Below are 678 nucleotides of genomic sequence, written 5' to 3'. Positions count from 1 at the left end.
GAAAAAGACCTCCCACACACCTAGCCTAGCTTTGCTAGGTGTGTGGCAATCTTCTTCATGTTCTGGCAGGCAGCTGTGAGAAGCACTTGCTCACTCACATTTTGTTTTCCCCTCAACCGGCAGTAGCGAAGCCCATGCAGTTGTTTTGAATCTGCAAAGCTTCGCTCTATTTTTTCTTTTCTTTTTTTATATAGCTCTTTTCCAGCGGCAGACAGACGATTTTGCCTGATCTTTTCTTTATGTTCCTCCCACACATGTCTTGAGATGACCTTTTGATGATTTTTAGATCTTGTGCAGTTTTCAAGGAAAGGACACGATGTGCATTTTTTAGGATCTGATTTGTAGAATCTATAACCTTTTCGATCAGTGGTGGTATATAAAAGCTTTTCACCATTCGGGCATATGTATTGATCGTGTTCAGAATCATACTGAAATTTCCACTTCTCGAATAATCCTCTTGTTGGATGGAAACGTCTATGTGCGATGACACCAAAAATACGGCGATCAGATAAACCTTTACAGATTGGGGTTGTCAAATAACCAGAATCAAGGGCAACTGCGTTTACTTGAAAACCAAATCGTGCGATTTGGTGATCCAATCGTTCAAGATACGGAACGGAATCATGGACATTGCCAGGCGTGACATGAGCATCTGTGATGATATTGTACTTCATATCC

General features: G+C 41.3%; 1 protein-coding gene. It reads right to left on the bottom strand.

Annotation, left to right across the window (positions count from 1 at the left end; all coding sequences use genetic code 11):
* Positions 1-20: 20 nt before the first annotated feature.
* A partial coding sequence (locus ACTJKA_RS19985) for a transposase (RefSeq protein ID WP_440607927.1) occupies positions 21-678 on the bottom strand: 658 nt, incomplete at its 5' end.

The sequence above is a fragment of the Bacillus sp. 22190 genome, from assembly GCF_052045575.1.
GTDB classification, from domain to species: Bacteria; Bacillota; Bacilli; order Bacillales; family Bacillaceae; genus Bacillus; species Bacillus altitudinis.
Note: the sequence above shows the minus strand (reverse complement) of the source record. Positions and strands in the feature narration are given on the sequence as shown.